Below are 16,135 nucleotides of genomic sequence, written 5' to 3' on the forward strand. Positions count from 1 at the left end.
ATTTTGATTACATACTCATGCTGTCATCCCGGGCATGCTGCTCGGTCTCGGCTTCTTTTTCCTTTGCCATATTTAATTTGTCCAGCGCTTTAAGAAACGGGAACCAGATGACAAACACAATACAGAGGTTGACCAGTTGCATAATGCCGCCCATGACGGAATTGGTCGCCATAATCCCGTTAATGAAAAGGGGGACGGTCCAGGGCACGGTCACGCCGGTAGGAGGGGGCACGATCCCCGCCGACATGGCCAGATAGGTGATGAGCGTGACAACCATCGGCGCGATCACCCACGGAATGATAATGATCGGGTTCATCACGATCGGCAAACCGAAAATAACCGGCTCATTGACGTTGAAAATACCTGGCGCGAGACCGAGTTTGGATATCTGTTTCATCTGTTTGCTTTTCATAAAAAGCAAGATGGTGATCACTATGGCCAATGTCATTCCGGTTCCGCCCATTCCGACGGTGTAAATCTCCATAAACGGCTTAGAAATAATATGGGGAATCTCTTTTCCCGCTGTATACGCAGCCAAATTTTCGACCTGTAATGTATTCCAGATCGGGTCCATCACGGAATTGATAATGATCTGTCCGTGAAGTCCGAAAAACCATAAAATCTGAATAAAGAAAACAGCGATTAATGTAGGAATGATGCCGCTTCCAAGTCCGACAAGCGGGGCTTGAACCGTATGATAAATGACATCATGCAGATTGGTGTGAAAAATCTGGGTGACAGCCGCATTGATCAAGAGGAAGACGGTAAGCGTGATAAAAGCCGGTATCAATGCGGCGAACGATTTAGCAACAGCCGGAGGAACACCGGCAGGCATCTTAATCGTTAAGTTTCTCTGGACGATTCTTCTGTAGATTTCACCTGACAAAAAAGCGGTCATCATGCCGAGAAACATCCCTTTTGCACCAAGCCGGTCAACCGGAATGACGCCTGCGACCGCTTTGCCCGTTTCCGGCTCTAAGACGAAAGGGGTGAGCAGCAGAAAAGAAACCAATGCGATCGCTCCGCCGAATACGGCCTCCACTTCGTAGCTTTTGGAAAGGTAATAGCCGATCCCGAAGACGACAAAAATAGACATAATCCCCATCGTCGCCGTCGAAGCGCCGCCAAATCCGGATTGAAAGACAGACAGGGCGGAGCTGCTCATGATTTTGTTTAAAAACGGCAGGTTCGTCAGCACGACGAACACCGAACCGAAAATGGTCAGCGGAAACGCCAGCATAAAAGCATCCCGTAAGACTTGCAGGTAGCGGTTATTGTTTAATTTGCCCGCGATCGGAACAAGGAATTGGCTGATTTTCTCAAACACGTCTTCACCCCCGGCTTTTTATAAATTCTTTGATTGAAATAAGTCGAGCATTTCTTTGACGATCTCTTTCATTGAGAGCGCTGACATTAAGTGGTCTTCAGCATGCATAAAAAGCAGGGAGACATCCGTCTTGGCGCCGCCGGCTTCTTTTTGAATCATCTGAAAATGGATGTCGTGCGCTTTTCCCAGTTCTTCTTCAGCCTTTGTCAGAAAGGTGTCTGACTCATCTGGCCGGCCGTCTTTATAAGCGCGTATCGATTGAATAATACAGCTGCGGGCATTGCCGCTGTGAAGAATCAGCTGAAAACTGATCTGTTCATCCGTGTACGTTTCCATGCTTATCGCCTCCTTTATTTGTTCTCTATCAAGGAAACGGCCTGTTCGTATGCTTTTTTGCCGTCTCCCATGCCGTATGCCATCATATCAATCACATCAACGGTGATGTGAAGCGGGTCCGCCTCTTTTTGAAGCTCGCCTTTTAAAAAACTCATCTGCGGGCCGATCAGTACGACATCTGCGTCTTTCATCGCTTCTTTTGCTTTATCCTGTCCGACTGCCCAAATCTCGGCCTCCTCACCGATGGAGCTGGCGTAATTCTGCATTTTCGTGACAAGAAGGCTGGTGGACATGCCTGAGCTGCAGGCTAATAAAATTCTTTTCATGAGGAATCCCTTCTTTCATAAAGTTAAAACGTTTTCATGAATATTATAATCTTTTGAAATTAAATGTCTATACTTTTAAAATATAAAAGTTTAACATTTCGGATTTTTGACACAAAAAAACCTTTTAAGATTCAACTTAAAAGGTTTTTCATCTCAAGCGAGCCATAACAGCCATAAATAAAGTCCGATCAGGGTGATGAATAACGTCGGAATGGTTAATATCAGACCTGTTTTGAAATACATTCCCCAGGAAATTTTCACGTTTTTCCGGCTCAGCACGTGGAGCCATAACAATGTCGCCAGCGACCCGATCGGCGTGATTTTCGGCCCGAGGTCAGAACCGATAACATTCGCGTAAATCAATGCTTCTCTCATCAGCCCGTGAGTGTCCGTTCCGCTGATGGCTATGGCGTCAATCATCACCGTCGGCAGGTTATTCATAACGGAGGAGAGGATCGCAGCGATAAAACCCATTCCGAGTGTGCCCGCAAACAACCCGTGATCCGCCGCTTTCTGAATAAGCTGAGAAAGAAGATCCGTCAGTCCGGCATTCCGCAAGCCGTACACGACAACATACATGCCGACAGAAAAAAACACGATGGCCCACGGGGCGTCCTTGATGACTTGTTTCGCAGGGACGGCGGGGCTTCGCTGCGCCAGAATGAGAAAAATGACCGCGATGGAACCGGCAACGAAGGAAACGGGTATCGACAGCAGCGCGCTGACGAAATACCCGATCAATAAAACGGCCAGCACAGCCCATGATAACCGGAAAAGGCGCTCATCCTTAATGGCGGATGCAGGATGTTTCACAAGGCTGGTGTCAAACCGTTTCGGAATGTTTTTTCTGAAATAGAGATACAGCACCAAAATGCTTGCCGCCAAAGAAAAGAGGTTGGGCACCAGCATGCGTGATGCATATTCAATGTATCCGATATGAAAGTAATCGGCGGATACGATATTGACCAAATTGCTTACAACGAGCGGCAGCGAGGTGGTGTCGGCGATGAATCCTCCCGCGATAATAAACGGAAAAACCAGCTTTTCAGGTAAATTCAAAGCCCGCACCATCGCCAGTACGATCGGCGTCAAAATGAGCGCCGCTCCGTCATTGGCAAACAGGGCGGAGACCACAGCCCCTAAGACCGACACATAGAGAAACATCCGCAGCCCGCTGCCTTTGGCCGCCATGGCCATATGCAGCGCGGCCCACTCAAAAAAACCGATACTGTCAAGAATTAATGAAATGATAATAATGGCGATAAAGGCGAGTGTCGCATTCCAGACGATCCCCGTCACTTCCGCGATATCGTGCAGGCTGACTGCTCCGGCGATCAAAGCGAGGACCGCTCCGCCGCAGGCAGACCAGCCGATTGATATATGTTTCGGCTGCCATATGACAAACACAAGTGTCAGCACAAAAATCAGCGCTGATAAAACCGCAACTCCCAAGAATATATCCCCCTTACCGGCATGTAACAGTGACTTCTTTTTGCCGCAATGTCTGTAAAACTTCGTCCTTTTCATCTATCTGCTGCAGAATCGAGCAAACCAGCGCGTATTCCGGTCCGGACGGATGAATGGCATAGTACCGCCACTGGCCCTCGCGTCTTTCCCGCACAAGGCCGGCGTTCTTTAATTTCCGCAAGTGCTGGCTGATGCCGGGCTGACTTATATGAAAAATAGCCGTCAGCTCGCAGACACAATATTCCTTATCCTCCAGAAGCTTCAGCATCAAAAGCCTCGTCGGGTCGCTTAGAAGTTTGAGGCACTGGCTGATCCCTTCGGAACTTAAAGCATTATGCCGCCGTTCCATGCGCTCACTCCTTTTTTACACTATTATATAAGCAGATATTTATATAAGTAAACGGTAATATAAAAAAAAGCCGGTCTTGCACTTTTCGCAAAACCGGCTCATGTTTATTTTTGGAACAGTTTTTTCGCTTCATCCATTGCTAATTTATTTCCCAGTGCCGAATAATCAAGCCAAGGCTGATCGGCAATTTTATAGACATGGTTTGCTTTCACGGCCTTAAGCCCTTTCCAGACAGCGCTTTTTTGCAATTCTTTATAAGCTTGCTGTGACTTGTCGTCTCTGTTAACGACCACGAAAATCGCATCTGCGTTGTAATCAGGCAGCCACTTCTTGAGAAATGACTTCATAAGGGCGGGAGGTGTTCATTTCTTTAATGCCGTCAGCCGGTTTCAGCTTCAGATCGTCAAACAGAATCGGTCCCATCGGGCGGCGTGTGCTGAAGACGCGAAGCTCTTTTGCGTTCACGCGGATCGCCATGACTTTGGCGTTTTTCCCTAATTCCTTATTCATCATGGATCTGACTTGTTTTGTTTCATCTTCGTAATCTTGAATAAATGTTTTCGCTTCTTTTTCACGGTTGACGATTTTTCCGATGTCTTTTAAATGATCGCGCCATGTGCCTTTATCAAGGTCGAAAACGTGTGTGTTTCCGATTTTCTTGTATTTTGACACATCTTTTCCCGCAAATTCTTTATCAAGATAAATGTTGTCTGGATTCAGCTCAAGTAAAGCTTCCATATCCGGGTCTGATGCAGGTCCGAGTTTTTTCGTGTCTTTCAGCTGATTTTTCACATGAGGGAGAAAATCTTTTAATTCTCCGCCCACGACGGAACCGGCAGGTGTAACGCCGAGAGCCAGCAGATCATTTGTCAGGTGAATGGACATCGAAGCGATTTTATGATCGCCGGATTTCTTTTTTGACTCCGGCTGTGATGAATCGGATTGGCAGGCAGCCAGTAAGAAAATACACATGAAACTGATGAGCGCAATTGTTTTTTTCATGGGAATACTCCTTGTTTTATGATTTGATTTTCATGACGAGATAGAGAAAATACGGCGCGCCGATGGCTGCCGCAACCACGCCGGCCGGAATGGCGTTCGGCTGAAACAAAGACCGGCCGATGGTGTCTGCCGCGACAAGAATGACAAGGCCGATTAATCCCGCAATCGGAATAATATGCTGATGCATGGTGCCGACGAGCCGTCTTGCCAAGTGAGGGGCGGCAAAGCCGATAAAGCCGATTCCGCCGGACATCGCGACGCTCGCGCAGGACAAGCCGACCGCTATGGCGATCAGCATGATCCTTTTTCTCTGCACGTGTGCGCCGAGCCCCGCGGCTGCCTGGTCACCGAGCATTAAAATATTCAAAGAACGGGCGTTAAGCCATGCAAGCGGTGCGAGAATGCCGATCCAGGGTAATAGCGACCACACGTGAATCCAATCTCTGCCCCAGACGTTTCCCACCAGCCAGCGGGAAGCGAATGTATAAGTTTCTTCATTCAGGCGCAGCGACATAAACAATGTAACGGCGCTGAAGCCCGCGGAAACGGCGATCCCGACCAACAGCATGCGGATCGTTAAAAAACCGTTCAGCCTGTCGTACGTAAGCACTACGATCAGCAGGGCGGCGAGTGTTCCGCCCGCAAACGTAAACAGCGGGATGAACATCGACGCCTGCGCCTCCAGGGAATGAAAGAATGTGATATACATCATCAAACCGAAGGAAGCGCCGGCATGCAGTCCGAGAATGCCCGGATCGGCAAGCGGATTTCGGGATACACCCTGCAAAATAGCGCCCGACACGCCTAAGCCGATACCGGCCAGCATCGTCACCAGTATCCGGGGGAGCCGGTAATCGAATAAAACGGTTGTGCTTTGAAACGTGCCGTAACCGAACAGCGTTTTTCCCACGGTGAGGGGAGAAAGCCGGAATGAGCCCGTATGCAGCCCGATCAGAATAATGCAAACGGCGATGACCAGCAGAACGAGACCTGCCGCCGCCGCTTTTTTTGTTTCTTTCTGCACTTTCATTTATAAGTCTCTCCCTTCCTTGCGGGCAATATAAAGAAAGAAAGGGACACCGACAAGTGCGACCATGATGCCTATCGCCAATTCTCTCGGGGGACTGACCGTGCGTGAGGCCAAGTCGGCCAAAATCAAAAGAATCGCGCCGAGTAACGCGGACATCGGAATAATCAGCCTGTACGTAACGCCGACGATCTTGCGGGCGATATGGGGGATGACCAGCCCGACAAAGCCGATCGCGCCGGCAGCGGAAACAGACACACCGGCAAGAACGACGGCGATCATTAATCCCGCGGCACGCGTCAGAGCCGTGTTCACCCCTAAATTCGCCGCCACGTCATTTCCCATTGAGAGAAGGGTGACGGACCGGCCCATGAATGTCGCGAGAATGATGAAGACTGCAATCACGGGAACAAGGACTTGTAAATGAGCCCACTTGATCCCCGACACCCCGCCGGCGTACCAGAAGGCCAAATCCTGGCTTAAATCGTAATAAATCGCCACACCGGTACTGAGTGAATGTAAAAGCGCGGCCACGACCGCCCCGGCAAGCGTCACCTTTAAAGGTGTCATGCTGCCTTTTCCCGCCGCACTGATAAAGAAAATCAAGCCGGTGCTTGCCAGTGCTCCCAAAAATGACATCACCATCAGCAGGGCGTATGACAAATGAGGGAAAAAAGCAAAGCTGAGCGCAACAACAAACATGGCGCCCGCGTTTACGCCTAAGACACCCGAATCGGCAAGCGGATTTCTCGTGACACCCTGCATGAGGGCGCCGGCTGCGGCAAAAGCGGCTCCTGTAACGGCCGCGCCGAGCACTCTCGGAAGACGCAATTCATGAATGATCTGCTGGCCCGTTATGTTCGGATTGTAATCAGCAACAGCCGACCAAACCGTATGTAAAGTAATGTCTTTCGCGCCGAATGAGACGGCGAAAAAAATAGAAACAAGCAGCCCGACCACCGCGATCAGGAAGAAAACCCCGTTTTTTAAGATGCTGATCAGATGGCTTGCGGACGTGACAGAATCGCTCAAAAATCAATTCACCTACTTTTATGATCATTGTCCGGTATTTATTGAATATGAGAATCATTTTCATTTGAACCATCATATTATACCGGGCCGATTTTCAAAACGCAATAGAGTGTTCAACAATGATGCCCTTTTTTCTTTCATGTTTATATTGTAAAAAAGAAGTGAAAAACGTGAAAGAGGAAATCGCTATATTCAGAAAGGAGGGAGGCAAATGGCGGGAGAAGGAAAGCCTTTGCCGATTGAATTTTACCAGAGACCGTCAGTGGAGCTTGCCCCTTTATTGCTCGGCTGTCTCCTGGTGAAGGAGACGGATGAGGGAACGGCTTCAGGTTTTATCGTGGAAACGGAAGCTTATATGGGAGCGGATGACCGGGCGGCGCACAGCTTCGGCAACCGGCGCACGAAACGGACGGAAATTATGTTCCATGAGGCGGGCCGCATTTATACATACGTCATGCACACTCATACATTAATGAACGTCGTCGCCGCGGACATCGGCATTCCGCAGGCCGTGTTAATCAGGGCGGCGGAGCCTCATGAAGGACAGTTCCTGATGGAGAGCAGGAGACCGGGCAGACCCCCGAGAGAGTGGACAAACGGCCCGGGAAAACTGACGAAGGCGATGGGCATTTCAATGAACGACTACGGCGGCATGATCACGGAACCGCCGCTGTATATTACGGAGGGCTTTACGCCTGAACATATATCAACAGGCCCGAGAATCGGGATTGACAACAGCGGAGAAGCCCGGGATTATCCGTGGCGCTATTGGGTGACGGGGAACCGGTATGTCTCACGCTGACCATGTTTATAAACGCTGATAACAGGGGAAAGACAAGGTAAAAGAAAGGGGATTCAGACATTGAAAAAATTTTTCAAAACGATTATCAAATGGGCGCCCGTCATCTATCCGATCATCAGAAAAATCATAAAAGAACGGAAGGCATCTAAGCGGAACCGCATGTCCGCATCCCGAACAGCCGGCTGATCCGGCTGTTTTTTTACGGTCTTGGCATCGGATTGCCGCATTGACTTGAAATCCTCCCCAGTATAGAATTTACATACATTTACCCCTTCCTCATTCTTTTTGCCCATTTTTCACGTCTGCATCTGATCTGATAGGAGGTTTTTCTCATGCTTCATGGGCGGCTTCGTGAACTTCTGCGCTTGCTTTTAGCTGCTGAAACACCGGTTACAAGCTCAGTCATCGCTGCAAATGTAAAGGTAACGACGCGGACGGTCCGCAATGACATAAAGGAACTGCAAACCATTGTAGAAAAACACGGCGCATCCATTCAATCTGTCAGAGGGAGCGGCTATAAGCTGCTGATCCGGAATGAGCAGCCGTTTAAAAACTGGCTTCAGGACAATTTCCAGCAGAACAGCACCGTGCCGATTTTTCCCGATGAACGGATAGATTACCTGATGAAAAGAATGCTTCTGGCCGACGGCTACCTCAAGCTGGATGACTTGGCGGAAGAACTGTTCATTAGTAAATCCACACTTCAATCTGATTTAAAAGAAGTCAAAAAACGGCTCCGCCCCTATGACATCATTTTGGAAACAAGGCCGAACTACGGCTTTAAGCTGCGCGGCGAAGAGCTCCGCCTCCGTTATTGTATGGCGGAATACTTAGTGGACGACCGCGAGCCCGAGCCTGATCTCCTGAGTGAAAAGGCCGGTATTCTGCCGAAAGACGACATTCATGTGATCCGCACAGCCATTATGAAGCAGGTTCGAAACCATAAGATCCCGCTTTCTTTCTTCGGCCTGAACAATCTCATCATCCATATCGCCATTGCCTGCAAACGAATCCGGACAGAAAACTATGTATCTCTCATTCCGGAAGATCTTCATGATATTAAGCTCGAAACAGAATATCAGTCAGCGGAAGCCATTGTAAAAGAGCTTGAATCTGCGCTTTCGGTCACCTTTCCCGAACAGGAAACCGCCTATATCGCCATTCACCTGCTCGGGACAAAGCGCATGACCCAGTCACAAATGGAAGGAAAAGAGCTTACAAGGCTGATAGACGGGGAAACCAGCCGTTTGACGGAGGCCATGATTGAAGCCATTGAGCGGGAGCTGAAGCTCGGAATCACGGACGACAATGAGCTGAAAGCGGGTCTTGCGCTCCATATCAAGCCGGCGATTAACCGAAACCGGTACGGCATGAACCTGAGAAACCCGATGCTCTCCGCCATAAAGGAGAATTATCCGCTCGCATTTGAAGCGGGAGTGATTGCGGGAATCGTGATCAAGGAGCAAACCGGCATTGATATTCATGAAAATGAGATCGGGTATTTGGCGCTTCATTTCGGAGCCGCCATTGAAAGGAGAAAGACGGAACGGCCGCCTAAACGCTGTCTGATTGTCTGTGCGTCCGGCGCCGGCAGCGCGCAGCTTTTAAGAGAAAAGCTCCGTTCCCGGTTCGCAAAACGTCTTGAAATCGTCGGAACGGCTGATTACTGCAGCCTTGACCAGCTTTCCTTTGAGTCGATTGATTTTGTGGTCAGCACCGTGCCGATCAAAAAAGACCTGCCTGTTCCCGTATTGAAGGTTCATACGCTGCTGGGCGGCGGGGATTTTACAAAAATCGACGCCATGCTGGAAGAAAAGCGGGAACAATTGAACTTTCTGAAACCGGAGCTGGTATTTTTGCAGCAGGATCTGGAGACGAAGGAGGATGTCATCCGTTTTCTCGGACAGCAGGTTGCAGAAGCCGGCCTCGCTTCTGATTCTCTGACCGATTCTATTTTTGAAAGGGAAGCGATTTCTCCTACGAGTTTCGGCAATCTTACGGCGATTCCGCACCCGCTCGTTCCGCAGACAGACACGACGTTTTGGGCGGTATGCACGCTGAAGAAGCCGATTGACTGGGCGGATAAGCGTGTCCAATTTGTCTGCCTGCTCTGCGTCGAGAAAGAAAGCAAAGCCGACCTCCAGCATATGTACAAATGGCTCGGCGGGATGTTGGATGATCCGGCCGCGGTAAGCCGTCTCTTAAAATGCACAACCTATCAGGAGGTTTTACGAGTATTCAGAGACAAACGATCAGCACCTTTTTTCCGTTAGCAGCGGAAAAAGCCTGAGTAGTTATGAAAGCGATTTCATAATATGATGGTACTAACATCGAGACATACAAAATATCAAACTTTCAGGAGGTCTTTTACATGAATATATTACTCGTTTGTGCAGCAGGGATGTCAACAAGCTTACTCGTCACCAAGATGGAAAAAAGCGCGCAGGAACAAGGAAAAGAATATAAAATCTGGGCGGTGTCAGGCGATTCAGTCAACCAGCATATTGATAAAGCGGACGTATTGCTGCTTGGGCCTCAAGTCCGTTATTTGCTTCCGCAGCTGAAAAAATTGGGTGAATCAAAAGGAGTGCCGGTTGAAGTCATCAATACCGTCCATTACGGCACTTGCAACGGAGCGGAGGTTCTGAAATCAGCGGAACAGCTCGGAAACGCATCGTAGAAAGGGGCGGGCCGTGTGAATAAGGTGAACCAGTTTTTAGAAGAGAAAGTCATGCCCATTGCCGGAAAAATTGCCTCCCAGCGGCATCTGCAAGCACTGCGTGACGGAATCATCCTCACCATGCCGCTTATCATCATCGGTTCATTTTTTCTAATCATCGGCAACCTGCCGATTCCGGGATATGCGGATTTCATGGCAAAGACGTTCGGAAGCGCCTGGTCTCAAAAACTGCAATATCCGGTTGATGCGACCTTTGAAATCATGGGCCTTGTCGCCGCTTTCGGAATCGCCTACCGCCTGGCCGAAAAATATGGGGTGGACGCATTATCGGCCGGTGCGATATCTTTGGCAGCGTTTCTCTTGGCAACGCCGTACAAAATTCCGTTTCTGCCTTCCGGCGCCAAAGAGGAAATCATGGTGGGCGGCGGCATCCCGCTGTCTCTCATGGGAAGCAAAGGGCTGTTTGTCGCGATGATCATCGCCATGCTGTCGACGGAAATTTACCGCCTGATCATCCAGCGGAATTTCGTCTTCAAAATGCCGGACGGCGTGCCTCCCGCGGTCAGCAAATCATTTGTCGCTTTAATTCCCGGCTTTGCCGTCATCTTTCTGATCTGGGGTGCGCGTTTAATTGTCGAAGCGACGCCGTTTGAAAGCCTTCATAACATTGTAAGCGTTGTACTGGGGACGCCGCTCTCGATTCTCGGGGGAAGTCTCGGCGGAAGCCTGGTAGCCGAAGCGGTTCAAATGCTCTTGTGGGCGTGCGGATTACATGGGGCGAACATTGTCGGCGGCGTCATGGCACCGATCTGGTTCGGAGCGATGGATGCCAACCGGGTTGCGTTTCAGGCTGGTGATGCGCTGCCGAATATTTTCACCCAGCAGTTCTTTGAAATCTGGATCAACATCGGCGGAAGCGGCGCGACACTGGCGCTCGTGGTCACCATGTTTCTCCGTTCGCGAAGCAAGCAGATGAAGCAGCTTGGGAAACTCGCCATCGGGCCGGCTGTCTTTAATATTAATGAGCCGATTATTTTCGGAATGCCGATCGTCATGAACCCGATGCTTCTCATTCCGTTCATTATCACACCGCTTGTCACACTGGTCTTTACCTATATCGGCATGAGCACTGGCCTCGTCGCCAAACCTGCCGGCATTGCCGTCCCATGGACGATGCCGCCGATTTTCTCCGGCTATCTTGCCACGGGCGGAAAAATATCAGGGGCTGTCATGCAGGCGATTAATATCATCACAGCCTTTATCGTGTACTATCCGTTCTTCAGAATGTGGGATTCGCAAAAGCTGAAAGAAGAAAACGAACTTGAACAATCGCAGGCGCCAGCCGTACAGGGAGACGAAAAAGCCGTGCTGTAGAGAAAGGGAGTGAAACACATGAATGAAAAAATGGAACAGACCATTTTTCAGATCATCCTGCATGGCGGCAACGGAAGAAGCGCATCAATGGAAGCCATTGCCGCCGCAAAGCGGGGGGACAGAGCCATGGCCGAGGAAAAGCTTCAGGAAGCCGCAAGGGAACTGACAGAAGCCCATCATTACCAGACAGAATTGATCCAAAATGAAGCCGGCGGAGAAAAAACAGACATGACGCTTTTAATGGTGCATGCGCAAGATCATTTAATGAATGCCATGACCGTGAAAGACTTGGCCGCTGAGTTAGTCGAAATTTACGAAAAAGTGAGTCTGCAAGGGGGAGCAAAAATATGACAAAAGGAATTAAAATTGTAACGATCGGCGGAGGTTCAAGCTATACACCGGAGCTTGTGGAAGGCATCATTAAGCGCTATGAGGAACTGCCTGTCAGAGAATTATGGCTCGTCGACATTCCCGAAGGCGAGAAAAAACTCAATATCGTCGGCACGCTTGCAAAACGCATGGTCGAAAAAGCGGGTGTTCCGATAGAGATTCACCTGACGCTTGACCGGAGAGAAGCCTTGAAGGATGCGGATTTCGTAACGACTCAATTCCGCGTCGGCCTTCTTGAGGCCCGCGCCAAAGATGAACGGATTCCGTTAAAATACGGCGTAATCGGCCAGGAAACAAACGGTCCGGGCGGTTTATTCAAAGGGCTGCGCACCATCCCGGTTATTCTGGAAATCGCGAAAGACATCGAAGAGCTTTGTCCGAATGCATGGCTCGTGAATTTCACAAACCCTGCCGGCATGGTTACCGAGGCCTTGCTCCGCTACTCGAATCTGACAAAAGTCGTCGGTCTCTGCAATGTGCCGATCGGCATTAAAATGGGCGTCGCAAAAGCATTGGATGTGGATGTCAGCCGGATCGAAGTGCAGTTTGCCGGACTGAATCACATGGTATTCGGATTAGATGTTTTCTTAGACGGCGTCAGTGTGAAAGATCAAGTCATCGAAGCGATGGGAGACCCGGAAAACGCCATGACGATGAAAAATATTTCCGGAGCGGAATGGGAGCCTGAATTCCTGAAGGCGCTCGATCTGATTCCTTGCGGCTACCACCGCTATTATTTCAAAACGAAAGAAATGCTCGAGCATGAAATAGAAGCGTCACAGACGGAGGGCACACGCGCCGAGGTCGTGCAGAAGGTTGAGAAAGAACTGTTCGAACTGTACAAAGATCCGAATCTCGCCATCAAACCGCCGCAGCTGGAAAAACGGGGCGGAGCGTACTACAGTGACGCGGCCTGCAACCTGATCAGCTCCATCTATAACGACAAACATGATATCCAGCCCGTCAATACGATAAACAACGGCGCGATCGCCAGCATTCCGAATGACTCAGCGGTCGAAGTGAACTGCGTCATGACGAAAGACGGTCCGAAACCGATCGCCGTCGGTGATCTGCCGGTGTCTGTCCGCGGACTCGTCCAGCAAATCAAATCATTTGAGCGCGTCGCCGCTGAAGCAGCCGTCACGGGAGATTATCAAACGGCGCTTCTTGCGATGACGATCAACCCTCTTGTCCCGTCAGACTCCGTGGCAAAGGCCATTCTGGATGAAATGCTTGAGGCCCACAAAGAACATCTGCCCCATTTCTTTAAGTCGATTGAAGCATAAGAGCAGTAAAAAAACCCGGATTCGCTTCCGGGTTTTTTGCTTATTTTGATTCGCTTAGTGAGGCGACTTTCGTCGTCCAGCCGAACACGTCGGCTTCCGCGCCTTTTTGAATGCCTGTAATGGTATCGTACAATTTCTTCGAGATCTCTCCGGTTTCACCGCTGCCGATGACAAGACTTTCATCATTCCAGATCAGTTCGCCGACCGGAGAAATGACCGCCGCCGTACCGGTTCCGAATGTTTCTTCCAATCGGCCGTCACGATGCGCCTGGATGATTTCATCGATCGAAATCTTCCGCTCAGACACAGTCAGTCCCCAATGTTTGAGAAGGGTGATGACGGAATTTCTCGTAATTCCTTCAAGAATGCTTCCGTTCAGCTCCGGCGTCACGATCTCGCCGCTGATTTTGAAGAAGATGTTCATGCTGCCGACTTCTTCGATGTATTTTTTCTCAATGCCGTCAAGCCATAGAACCTGGGAAAATCCCTTTTCTTCCGCAACCTGCTGCGCCTTCAGGCTTGAAGCGTAGTTGCCGGCCGTTTTCGCATTTCCGGTGCCGCCTTTGACGGCGCGCACGAATTCGTTTTCCACGGCGATTTTTACCGGTTTAATGCCTTCTTTGTAATAAGAGCCGACCGGGGAAAGTATGATAAACAGCTTGTACGTATGGGATGCCGCTACACCGAGGAAAGGCTCAGTCGCAATAATAAACGGACGGATATAAAGGGAAGTGCCTTCCGCTTTCGGAATCCAGTCTTGGTCGATGGCTACGAGCTGTTTCAGGCCTTCAAGAACAAGCTCTTCATCAATGAGCGGGATGCAAAGGCGGTCATTTGACTGGTTCAGGCGCTCCATATTTTTCTCCGGTCTGAACAGAAGCACTTCCTGATCCTTCGTTACATACGCTTTAAGCCCTTCAAAAACGGTTTGGCCGTAATGATAAACCATGGCCGCAGGATCCATTGAGATGGACTGATAAGGGATAATTCTCGGATCATACCAGCCTTGACCGGCGTCGTAATCCATAACAAACATATGGTCGGTGAAAATTCTGCCGAACGCAAGGTTATGGGGGTCCGGTTTCGGTTTTTTGGCTGAAGTCAATTCAACACGAATGTCTTGTTTCATAATGTTCTGTCTCCCTATTGGTGTTATTGTCAAACTTATTTGAAAATAATTTATATTCTATTGTATACCTTCAACAAATATTCGCAATAGTTTTCCTCAAATTTGTGAAAAAATCAAATCACATAAAAAGCAGGGGAGAGAATGCCCCCTGCGTGTTCGTTTTTACGTATTCTGTCATCACCGTGCTCAGTGAACCGTCACCTTGCCGGTTTTGTAAAACTGCTCCATTGCTTTATCGACGTACACCCAGCCCTTCCAGGCGATATGGATGGTGTCTTTCATAAAGTAGGGATCATATTCGTGCCCGGATAAGTCGGCAACCTGAAAGCCCTTCGCTTTAATTTGCTTAGTGACTTTTTTGTAGTAATCAGTCCGGCCTTTTTTCGGGAAGCCGGTGTAGTCATACCATTTTCCGTTGACCGGAATAACCACGAACATCGGTTCAGCGCCGGCATCTTTCAGAATGTCCAGCATATCCTCAAAGTCGTGATATTCGACTGATTTGGCGTACGTTCTTCCTTTGTTGATTCCTTTCACTCTCTTTACTTTCTTCTTAATCTTTTTATAAGAAGCGTCATCGATATAGAAAGGATTGGACTTGGAGCTCCGTTCTCCTAATTGAGCGGCGGCTGTTTTTAACTCTGACCACGATTTCCCTTTCAGGTTTTCAGAGATCGTCCGTTCAGGGCCCTTGGTTTCTCCCATTGAATAATAAAGATCTTTTTTCTCAAGCAGAGAATAATAAGCTTTGGCAGCCGGCATGACCGCTTTCACTTTCCATGATTGTCCGTTGACCATTCCCTTGTATAATTCAGAAAGGACGGCATCATGCTGAACGACTTTAAAACGGAGCATGCGCTTCATCATGTTCTTTTTGACCGCGGGATCAATCTGGTTATTAAATGCTAAATCCAATGCTTGAAGTGATGAAAAATTCGGCGCAAAGTGCTGTTCATCAGAACCTTTTTTGATAAACCATTGCGGAGAAACAATGAATACCAGCTTTTTGCCCTTCAGCTGCTGATAATGCGCCGCAAAGTTCACGGCGTGTATCAAGGATTGGTCCCCGCCTTTTCCGACAAGATAAGGCGTAAAGCCTTGGTTGTTCACTTGGAAATAGTTGGACGGGTGAAACTCATCCAGTCTTGAAAGCTCGGAAGAACCGAAAATCGGCATATACTTCGAGTCTTCGAACATTTTGTTTTGCAGATAGAGCCCCTGGAACATATTCGGATTTAAGGCCGCCGCCGACTCTTCGACACGTTTTTCAGGAATGAAGCGCGTAAGCCATGAAGCCGGAACTGCGATAGCTCCGACAAACAGGACAAACGCTAAAATAATTGGTCCAAAGAAACGCTTTTTCATTTACTTCAACTCAGTCAGTTTGTTTACAATGTTGTTTGGCGTATTCCACTCGTCACGGTCAAATTCAGTGATCGGCACTGTAATGCCGAAGCGGTTTTCGATGGCGACCAGCAGTTCTACTGTTCCGAAAGAATCAAGCAGTCCTTCTTCAAAGATTTCAATATCAGGATTTTCTTTCACAGCGTCCTCCTGACAAACTTCAGCTAATACGTCTAATACTTCCTGTTTAAATTCCATGTGTTT

The 16,135-nt window shown here is 49.0% G+C and carries 17 protein-coding genes and 1 pseudogene; 7 read left to right on the plus strand and 11 right to left on the minus strand.

The features are described 5' to 3' along the window. Window positions 1–7 precede the first annotated feature (7 nt). The 8 genes and pseudogenes from celB (MJQ52_RS12655) to MJQ52_RS12690 form a co-directional block, all read right to left on the minus strand. Complete coding sequence (celB, locus tag MJQ52_RS12655) at window positions 8–1,327, minus strand: PTS cellobiose transporter subunit IIC (protein WP_369614490.1); 1,320 nt, start codon at window positions 1,325–1,327, stop codon at window positions 8–10. An 18-nt stretch (window positions 1,328–1,345) separates the two neighbouring features. Then, window positions 1,346–1,663 carry a PTS lactose/cellobiose transporter subunit IIA gene (locus tag MJQ52_RS12660; protein ID WP_014306083.1) on the minus strand — a complete coding sequence of 106 codons (318 nt, stop codon included), beginning with the start codon at window positions 1,661–1,663 and terminating at the stop codon, window positions 1,346–1,348. Between the two features lie 14 nt (window positions 1,664–1,677). Then, complete coding sequence (locus tag MJQ52_RS12665; protein WP_015387522.1) at window positions 1,678–1,989, minus strand: PTS sugar transporter subunit IIB; 312 nt, start codon at window positions 1,987–1,989, stop codon at window positions 1,678–1,680. A 153-nt stretch (window positions 1,990–2,142) separates the two neighbouring features. Continuing rightward, on the minus strand, window positions 2,143–3,441 hold the full coding sequence (locus MJQ52_RS12670; RefSeq protein WP_017418621.1) for an arsenical efflux pump membrane protein ArsB: 1,299 nt from the start codon (window positions 3,439–3,441) through the stop codon (window positions 2,143–2,145). A gap of 13 nt (window positions 3,442–3,454) precedes the next feature. Further along, a complete protein-coding gene (locus MJQ52_RS12675) occupies window positions 3,455–3,805 on the minus strand; it encodes an ArsR/SmtB family transcription factor (protein WP_014306081.1) in 351 nt (116 codons plus the stop codon). Window positions 3,806–3,909: 104 nt separating this feature from the next. Next, a pseudogene (locus tag MJQ52_RS12680) lies at window positions 3,910–4,807 on the minus strand (ABC transporter substrate-binding protein). A gap of 16 nt (window positions 4,808–4,823) precedes the next feature. After that, window positions 4,824–5,837 carry a FecCD family ABC transporter permease gene (locus MJQ52_RS12685; protein WP_094247383.1) on the minus strand — a complete coding sequence of 338 codons (1,014 nt, stop codon included), beginning with the start codon at window positions 5,835–5,837 and terminating at the stop codon, window positions 4,824–4,826. Next, entirely contained in the window at window positions 5,838–6,836 is a 999-nt protein-coding gene (locus tag MJQ52_RS12690) for a FecCD family ABC transporter permease (protein ID WP_046341504.1), read from the minus strand. Between the two features lie 241 nt (window positions 6,837–7,077). On the opposite strand from MJQ52_RS12690, the gene MJQ52_RS12695 reads away from it, so the two are divergent. The 7 genes from MJQ52_RS12695 (at window position 7,078) to licH (ending at window position 13,398) form a co-directional block, all read left to right on the plus strand. Next, window positions 7,078–7,668: a DNA-3-methyladenine glycosylase gene (locus MJQ52_RS12695; protein WP_003150858.1), complete on the plus strand. Its 591-nt coding sequence runs from the start codon at window positions 7,078–7,080 to the stop codon at window positions 7,666–7,668. Between the two features lie 51 nt (window positions 7,669–7,719). Then, window positions 7,720–7,854: a hypothetical protein gene (locus tag MJQ52_RS12700; protein WP_369719122.1), complete on the plus strand. Its 135-nt coding sequence runs from the start codon at window positions 7,720–7,722 to the stop codon at window positions 7,852–7,854. 146 nt (window positions 7,855–8,000) lie between these two features. Further along, on the plus strand, window positions 8,001–9,941 hold the full coding sequence (gene licR / locus MJQ52_RS12705) for a transcriptional regulator LicR (protein ID WP_094247385.1): 1,941 nt from the start codon (window positions 8,001–8,003) through the stop codon (window positions 9,939–9,941). Window positions 9,942–10,039: 98 nt separating this feature from the next. Beyond that, window positions 10,040–10,348 (plus strand): PTS lichenan transporter subunit IIB, encoded by a 309-nt coding sequence (licB, locus tag MJQ52_RS12710; RefSeq protein WP_003150863.1) that lies wholly within the window; start codon window positions 10,040–10,042, stop codon window positions 10,346–10,348. A gap of 15 nt (window positions 10,349–10,363) precedes the next feature. Beyond that, entirely contained in the window at window positions 10,364–11,722 is a 1,359-nt protein-coding gene (gene celB / locus MJQ52_RS12715) for a PTS cellobiose transporter subunit IIC (RefSeq protein ID WP_094247386.1), read from the plus strand. A gap of 18 nt (window positions 11,723–11,740) precedes the next feature. Further along, on the plus strand, window positions 11,741–12,073 hold the full coding sequence (licA, locus tag MJQ52_RS12720) for a PTS lichenan transporter subunit IIA (RefSeq protein WP_003150867.1): 333 nt from the start codon (window positions 11,741–11,743) through the stop codon (window positions 12,071–12,073). Further along, window positions 12,070–13,398: a 6-phospho-beta-glucosidase LicH gene (gene licH, locus MJQ52_RS12725; RefSeq protein WP_003150870.1), complete on the plus strand. Its 1,329-nt coding sequence runs from the start codon at window positions 12,070–12,072 to the stop codon at window positions 13,396–13,398. Before licA ends, licH begins: the two co-directional genes overlap by 4 nt. A gap of 40 nt (window positions 13,399–13,438) precedes the next feature. Here the strand turns inward: licH and MJQ52_RS12730 are convergent, their stop codons facing one another. The 3 genes from MJQ52_RS12730 to dltC form a co-directional block, all read right to left on the minus strand. Further along, window positions 13,439–14,530, minus strand: coding sequence for a branched-chain amino acid aminotransferase (locus MJQ52_RS12730; protein WP_025853645.1), 1,092 nt, complete (start codon window positions 14,528–14,530; stop codon window positions 13,439–13,441). Window positions 14,531–14,713: 183 nt separating this feature from the next. Continuing rightward, a complete protein-coding gene (gene dltD, locus MJQ52_RS12735) occupies window positions 14,714–15,892 on the minus strand; it encodes a D-alanyl-lipoteichoic acid biosynthesis protein DltD (RefSeq protein ID WP_015387523.1) in 1,179 nt (392 codons plus the stop codon). Next, window positions 15,893–16,129 carry a D-alanine--poly(phosphoribitol) ligase subunit 2 gene (gene dltC, locus MJQ52_RS12740; protein WP_003150875.1) on the minus strand — a complete coding sequence of 79 codons (237 nt, stop codon included), beginning with the start codon at window positions 16,127–16,129 and terminating at the stop codon, window positions 15,893–15,895. Window positions 16,130–16,135 lie beyond the last annotated feature (6 nt).

It is taken from the genome of Bacillus sp. jun7, assembly GCF_051034795.1.
Taxonomy (GTDB): Bacteria; Bacillota; Bacilli; order Bacillales; family Bacillaceae; genus Bacillus; species Bacillus velezensis.

Excerpts from the sequence above, each read along its gene's own strand:
- MJQ52_RS12660 (WP_014306083.1), bottom strand. The coding sequence starts at position 1,663 with ATGGAAACGTACACGGATGAACAGATCAGTTTTCAGCTGATTCTTCAC.
- MJQ52_RS12665 (WP_015387522.1), bottom strand. The coding sequence starts at position 1,989 with ATGAAAAGAATTTTATTAGCCTGCAGCTCAGGCATGTCCACCAGCCTT.
- MJQ52_RS12675 (WP_014306081.1), bottom strand. The coding sequence starts at position 3,805 with ATGGAACGGCGGCATAATGCTTTAAGTTCCGAAGGGATCAGCCAGTGC.
- MJQ52_RS12685 (WP_094247383.1), bottom strand. The coding sequence starts at position 5,837 with ATGAAAGTGCAGAAAGAAACAAAAAAAGCGGCGGCGGCAGGTCTCGTT.
- MJQ52_RS12695 (WP_003150858.1), top strand. The coding sequence starts at position 7,078 with ATGGCGGGAGAAGGAAAGCCTTTGCCGATTGAATTTTACCAGAGACCG.
- licR (WP_094247385.1), top strand. The coding sequence starts at position 8,001 with ATGCTTCATGGGCGGCTTCGTGAACTTCTGCGCTTGCTTTTAGCTGCT.
- licB (WP_003150863.1), top strand. The coding sequence starts at position 10,040 with ATGAATATATTACTCGTTTGTGCAGCAGGGATGTCAACAAGCTTACTC.
- licA (WP_003150867.1), top strand. The coding sequence starts at position 11,741 with ATGAATGAAAAAATGGAACAGACCATTTTTCAGATCATCCTGCATGGC.
- licH (WP_003150870.1), top strand. The coding sequence starts at position 12,070 with ATGACAAAAGGAATTAAAATTGTAACGATCGGCGGAGGTTCAAGCTAT.
- dltD (WP_015387523.1), bottom strand. The coding sequence starts at position 15,892 with ATGAAAAAGCGTTTCTTTGGACCAATTATTTTAGCGTTTGTCCTGTTT.
- dltC (WP_003150875.1), bottom strand. The coding sequence starts at position 16,129 with ATGGAATTTAAACAGGAAGTATTAGACGTATTAGCTGAAGTTTGTCAG.